Annotated in this window: 1 pseudogene; it reads left to right on the top strand. The window is 70.1% G+C overall.

The window, feature by feature from the left end:
* Positions 1–154: 154 nt before the first annotated feature.
* Positions 155–1,040 (top strand): annotated as a pseudogene (locus VR44_RS01730) (hypothetical protein); the annotation flags it as partial.

The raw sequence follows: 1,040 nt of genomic DNA, 5'->3' as shown, positions 1-1,040 counted from the left end.
GGGGGGTTTGGGGGTTTACGGGGCTGTAGGGCGTTTTGGCGGTGTTCGTTACATTCCCTACCGAATGCGTATGGGTGGGGCTCGTAGCTTCGAAGTGTCCTCGAGCGAGAGCCGAGAGCCCGTGAGTGCCTCCGAGCAAGGAAAGAGTCCCGCCATGCGCCGCACCACCACCCGTACCTCCGCCTTCCGTACCGCCGTCGTCCTGACCGGAGCCACCGCCGTACTGGCGCTGCCCGTGGGGTCGGCCTTCGCGGACTCGCCGGAGGGGCCGGAACCGCAGGTGCTCCCGGGGGTGGAGCAGCCGGCGGTGGACCCGACGCCGCCCACGGGCGAACCGAAGCTGGAGCCGTCGGTGGACCCGAAGCCGTCGGTGGACCCGAAGCCCACCACGCCCCCGGGACCGGTGGCCGGGAAGCGGGTGTACGTGACCACGGTGAAGCTGGCGGACGGGTCGGTGGCGAAGGTCTACAAGGTCGGCGAGGGCCACTTCGAGGCGGACGTCATCGTCCGTGGCACCAAGCTGGACACCCTGGTCAGCAAGGGCGGCAAGCCGGCGTACGGGCAGAACAACGGCATGCACGTCGTCCTCCATCCGAACGGCACCGTGACCTCGTGGACCGAGGGCGGCAAGCCGAAGCCGGAACGGAAGGGCGAGGTGCGCAAGGGCGCCCCGGTCCGGATCACCATGCCGGACGGGCGGATCGCGAAGCTGATCGACCGCGGGCCGAAGGACAAGCGCGTCGAGATCTCCATGCCGAACGGGAACGTGCTCGGCACGGTCGACCTGAAGGACCCGAGCGTCGTGAACGACGGCTGGACGTACAGGCTCGTCCGGGACGGGGACCGGGTGAAGTTCGTCGTCATCGACGGCAAGGGCGGCGGGGACAGCTGGGTGTACGACTTCGCCACCGGCAAGCTGATCGAGCGGTACGAGGCGGAGAAGCGCGGCCGGGTCGTCCCGAAGGGCGCGGTGAAGGCCGGCGCGGAGGGGCTTCCCACGCCGAAGGCGGACACGCCGGTGCTGCTGGCCGCGGGTGGGG

It is taken from the genome of Streptomyces katrae (assembly GCF_000966975.1).
Classification (GTDB): domain Bacteria; phylum Actinomycetota; class Actinomycetes; order Streptomycetales; family Streptomycetaceae; genus Streptomyces; species Streptomyces katrae.
The sequence above is the reverse complement of the archived record's forward strand: the minus strand, read 5'-3'. Positions and strand labels throughout refer to the sequence as shown.